Raw genomic sequence first — 5,178 nt, 5'->3', positions numbered from 1 at the left:
TATAATGATTAGAGATTTATATATTATATAAATATGATGGTGTCAAAGTCAGGAAGAAGAGATAAGTCATCTAACAGACTCTTTAAAGTCTTCTTATTTTAAAGCTAAGGGTTGGAAAAACCAAAAAAACGAAATACAGGTAGCTCTCCGGCATTCGAAAAATTTTATGGATAGCGATGAATGGAAATCCTTACAAAAAGCTATAAATAAAATGGGGGGCACTTTATCAGAAAGGTTTGAGAACAACTAGTGCATCTTTGAAAACACAACCAGTCAACATAGCAACTAGATTAAAATTCTAAAGATCAAAAAGCTGCACAGATAGGCTAATCCGGTCATATATATAAACTGAATTACAGGCCACTTCCAGCTTTTAGTCTCCCGTTTAACTACAGCAAGTGTGCTCATGCACTGCATTGCTAATACATAAAAGATGATCAGGGACATAGCGGTAGGCACCGTATAAACAGGCGAGTCATCACTCCTTTTTGCATTTTTCATTTTCTGTTGAAGGGTAGCTGTATTGTTTTCATCAACACTATATAAAGTAGCCATCGTACCCACAAAAACTTCTCGGGCTGCAAAGGAGGTAATCAGTGCAATACCTATTTTCCAATCATATCCCAATGGACGAATAACCGGTTCAATAGATTTCCCTATAATTCCGGCATAAGAATTCTCTAATTTTTCTGTGCCGAAATTCCGGTTTATCTGCGCCAATGTAGCCAAATCAGCTTTTGGCGCCTGGGTTCTTAAAACCTCATATTTTTGATCTACGGCCTGCATTTTCTTGCTAGGCCCGTAAGAACTTAAAAACCAGATTAACAAGCTGATAATGATAATCACTTTACCGGCTTCAAAAACAAATACTTTCGCCTTTTCCACCATGGTGACACCTACATTTTTCCAACGTGGTGAACGATAAATAGGCAGTTCAAGAATAAAGAAACTTTTTTCCTTCACTTTGATAATCCATTTTAATACCAGACTCACAATCAAGGCCATCACGACCCCTAACATATACATCGCCATCATGATCAGACCTCTTGCCGAGAAAACACCCAAATAATAAATATTGGGTACCACCAGTCCAATCAAGATAGTATAAACCGGTAAACGCGCACTACAGCTCATCAAAGGCGTTATCATGATGGTGAGCAGGCGTTCTTTTTTATTTTCAATATTTCTTGTACTCATAATCCCCGGAATAGCGCAAGCGAAGCCGCTAATCATCGGCATGACGCTTTTCCCGTTCAATCCTACTTTACGCATGAGCTTGTCCATCAAGAAACTAATACGCGCCATATAGCCGGTATCCTCCAGCAGGGTAATCAATCCAAATAAAATCATTATTTGTGGCACAAATACGATGATACCACCCAATCCTGCCAGCAATCCATTACAAATCAAATCGCTCCACCAGGCTCTTGGCAAAATACCGGCTACCCAGTTGGTCAGGTGCGTAAAGCTCCAGTCAATACCGTCCATTGGGTATTGCGCCAGCCAAAATATGCTTTGAAATAGGAAAAAAAGCACCGTCGCCAATATCAAATATCCCCACACGCGATGTAGCAAAATATCATCTAACTTTTCTGTAAATAATTTCTTTTGCAATGGATCAGGTTCTACTACAAACTGCTGCATTATTTGGCGAATACGCGTGTAGCGCTGCAATATTTCATCGGCCTGCGCTTTAGTAGCACTAAATTTTTCTTCTTGTTCTATCTGTGCAATTACGTCCTTTTTTTGCTGGGCAAAAGGCAAATTTTTATAATTAGCCAAATAGTGCAAAGCCATATAATCATTCGTATCCGGAAGTTGCTTTTGTAACTTTGTAATAGCTCCTTCAGCTAACTTTTTGGTCGCAATAAAATCATTGGCAGGCGCTGCAATAGGTTGAAGCGCTATGCGCGCAATTACCTTTTTCAGTTCACCAATACCCTTGTTATTACGGGGGTTTACCGGTATTACGGGGATATTCAGTTCCCTGGAAAGCTCTTCAACATCTATTTGGATACCTTTTTTAGCAGCCAGATCATTCATCGTCAACGCTACCACCACCGTATATTTCAAATCGATGAGTTGTGTACAGAAAAGCAAATTTCTTTTTAAGTTGCTGGCATCCAAAACCAACAAAACCATATCAATTCGTTCTTTTTTCTCCACATTCATGAGTACACTATACGCAACCCACTCGTCGGCGCGGCGCGGATAAAGGCTATAGGTACCGGGCAAATCAATAACTTTAGCCTGAATTTGTGGAGATAAGGTGGCCGTTCCCGTTTTTTTATCGACGGTTACGCCCGGAAAGTTCCCTACTTTTTGATTCAGCCCGGTCAATGCATTGAACAGAGATGTTTTACCGCTGTTCGGATTACCAGCCAATGCAATTTGAATAATTTGTTTTTCCGTACTCATGGTTTGGCGGCAAATTTAGCACTACCAAATCATATAGTTGTTACGAGATTGGAAAAGAATTAATAAATAACATATCCGTTTTTTCTTTCTAACAGATAAACCTAACTTTGTATCCAAATGAAAACGGGCAAAAATTTCTTATTGGATATCAGCGATTCTTACGAAGAGTTTTTTGAAGAAACCTGCCTTATTGGTATTGTTACTTCCAACAAAAGCTATAAGTTTTGTCTGCAAGCAAATAAAATATTAGACTTCGATTTCCGCCTGAATACCGAAATAGAAATTATCTTAAATAAGAGAAACAGAAATTATTATTTTCCCGTTTACCAGTCAGATGTAAGATATAGTTCTATCAAGCATTATTTATATGACAACCGTAATGACGGAGAAGTCTTATTACCTGAGTTTAAACACATTGACTTTATCTGGTTGATAAAAGGAGCGCCGGCCATTAGCAACCAGCTGCAAAATATGATTTCAGTTATCAACTCCATACAGGGTATACAATTAGCGATAGAAATAGATCATACTATTCTAAGTAATAAGGAGAATCTTATCTTTTAACCGGCAGATCAATTAGCATTCCATAAAAGGAGTTTTGATGCGATTTGAAATCGTCAAAAAAAAGAGTATCTTGCTACAAATCAGAGGAATATTTTATGTTTTCAAATGAAAAAATACATGTAGAAACAGAAATCGGAAAACTGCGCAAACTTATTATCCATAGCCCCGATGGCGGCATTGGAAAGGTGGTGCCGGCGAAATTCAAAGAATGGCTGTATGATGATACGGTCCATCTTTCTCAAATGCGTAAAGAATATAATCAATATGTAAAATTATTATTATATTTTTTAGATAGAAATAAAGCGGAGTATGTGGCAGAAATGGAAATAAAACAAGCCACAAAAAAACAACAGGATTGTTATAAACCCGACAATGATGCGTATTTTAAAAGTGCCCAAGTGTTGGATACCCAATATTTACTTTCCGGGATTTTAGAGCAGGATAATGTGCGTCAACGCATTATCGCAGCCGTATGTGCCTGGGAAGGCAGCAGCGCAAAAACCGAAAAAAAACTACATCAGATAGACAAATCTTCCGAGCTTGCCAAAACATTGATTACCGGTATTATCAATAAAAACAGCGGGTCCAGCGATTTTATATTTGCACCGCTACCCAATTTTATATTTACCCGCGATATTGCGGTCGCCATTAATAGTCATTTACTGCTAAGTAATGCAGCCACTTCCGCACGCGAAAGGGAATCTTTGCTGATGAAGTTTATCGCCCAATACGGGCTATTTAAGAAGGCTGAGGAAAGGCTTATCGAAATCTCAGAACCCAGCAATTTTTTTCTGCTGAGCGAGGAAGAGCAAATAGCGGAAAAAGTTAGCCTGGAAGGGGGCGACGTAATGATGGTTGCTCCAAAACATTTACTGATAGGTTGTAGCGAACGCACGACCGCTTCCGGCGTAAATGAAGTCATTCATACTATTTTTTCAGACAGTAGCTCGGGCATCGAAAAAATATCTGTCATAAAAATACCCCAACATCGCGCTATGATGCATATCGACACCGTATTTACACAAGTACGCAAAGATACCTGGGTACTTTTTGGTCAGTTTTCGGAAAAAGTAATGACGCCAGAAAATAGAAGCCGCTATGAATACGGAAAACGATTTTTACAATCTGAAACAGCGCAGTCAGGGTTCAAAATAGAAGTATTGCGTTATTACAAACCTTTATCTTCACCCTATCTGGCCAATACCAACTATGAATTGGACATTTCAGACAGGGTTTTTGGACTGGAATCTTTATTGCGCAATATTAGTATGGAAGATTTTGGCATACCGGAAGAGAAGATAAAAATTATATATAGCGGCAATAATCAATTTCCCTACGATGAACGTGAACAGTGGACTGATTCCTGCAACTTGCTCGCCTTACAAGAGGGGGTAGTTGTGGGCTATGATCGCAACGAATACACGATCAACAGCTTCAAAGAAAATGGCTTTGCCATACAAAGAGCAGAAACCCTGTTTGAACAGTTTAGGTTAAAAAAATTACAACCACAGGACATAGAAAACACACTCATACTTTTACCTTCGGCAGAACTTTCCAGAGCTCGTGGCGGCGCACATTGTATGAGCATGCCCTTACAGAGGGATATTCTTTAAAAAAATTATAAAAATGGCACAATTGGCCTCCAGGGTATTAATGGTTCGACCCGCTAGTTTTGGCTTCAACACCGAGACCGCTGTGAATAATGCATTTCAAGGAACACAAACACAGCTATCCTCTAAAGAAGTTTCAGAAAAAGCAGTTGCTGAGTTTGATGAGGCTGTAGAAAAACTACGTGCTCAACAAATAGAAGTAATCGTCATTGAGGACACACAAAATCCGCCTAAACCCGACGCCGTATTCCCCAACAATTGGTTTTGTACGCTGCCCGACGGTAAAATAATACTCTTTCCCATGTTTGCTGCGAATCGCCGTGTAGAAAAGCGAGACGATATATTGCAACGACTAATGACGGATTTTAAAGTAGCTGACGTGGAAGACTGGGGCGAATTTGAAGCAGAAGGATTTTTCCTGGAAGGTACAGGCAGCATGATTTTCGATCACGAGAACATGCTTGTATATGGCTGTATTTCCTCCCGCACACACAAAGGCCTGTTCGAAAAATTTGCTTACGCGCACGGCTACCAACCGATTCACTTTCTTTCCAAAGACGAAAATGATGTCCCCATCAACCAGACG

At 39.5% G+C, this 5,178-nt stretch carries 4 protein-coding genes; 3 read left to right on the top strand and 1 reads right to left on the bottom strand.

What is annotated here, in order from left to right; genetic code table 11:
* Positions 1-285: 285 nt before the first annotated feature.
* Positions 286-2,418: a ferrous iron transport protein B gene (gene feoB / locus ACQR30_RS15060; RefSeq protein WP_429736575.1), complete on the bottom strand. Its 2,133-nt coding sequence runs from the start codon at positions 2,416-2,418 to the stop codon at positions 286-288.
* 117 nt (positions 2,419-2,535) lie between these two features.
* Here feoB and ACQR30_RS15055 point away from each other — a divergent pair, with 117 nt between their 5' ends.
* The 3 genes from ACQR30_RS15055 to ACQR30_RS15045 form a co-directional block, all read left to right on the top strand.
* A complete protein-coding gene (locus ACQR30_RS15055; RefSeq protein WP_429736573.1) occupies positions 2,536-2,982 on the top strand; it encodes an IPExxxVDY family protein in 447 nt (148 codons plus the stop codon).
* A gap of 95 nt (positions 2,983-3,077) precedes the next feature.
* Complete coding sequence (locus ACQR30_RS15050) at positions 3,078-4,595, top strand: arginine deiminase family protein (protein WP_429736571.1); 1,518 nt, start codon at positions 3,078-3,080, stop codon at positions 4,593-4,595.
* A 13-nt stretch (positions 4,596-4,608) separates the two neighbouring features.
* A partial coding sequence (locus ACQR30_RS15045) for an arginine deiminase-related protein (RefSeq protein WP_429736569.1) occupies positions 4,609-5,178 on the top strand: 570 nt, incomplete at its 3' end.

Origin of the sequence: Arachidicoccus sp. (assembly GCF_050436765.1) — a bacterium.
Taxonomy (GTDB): Bacteria; Bacteroidota; Bacteroidia; order Chitinophagales; family Chitinophagaceae; genus Arachidicoccus.
This window is presented reverse-complemented; position numbering and strand designations above follow the sequence as displayed.

What these genes read in the sequence shown, in the direction of transcription:
- feoB (WP_429736575.1), bottom strand. Translation starts at nt 2,418, where the DNA reads ATGAGTACGGAAAAACAAATTATTCAAATTGCATTGGCTGGTAATCCG.
- ACQR30_RS15055 (WP_429736573.1), top strand. Translation starts at nt 2,536, where the DNA reads ATGAAAACGGGCAAAAATTTCTTATTGGATATCAGCGATTCTTACGAA.
- ACQR30_RS15050 (WP_429736571.1), top strand. Translation starts at nt 3,078, where the DNA reads ATGTTTTCAAATGAAAAAATACATGTAGAAACAGAAATCGGAAAACTG.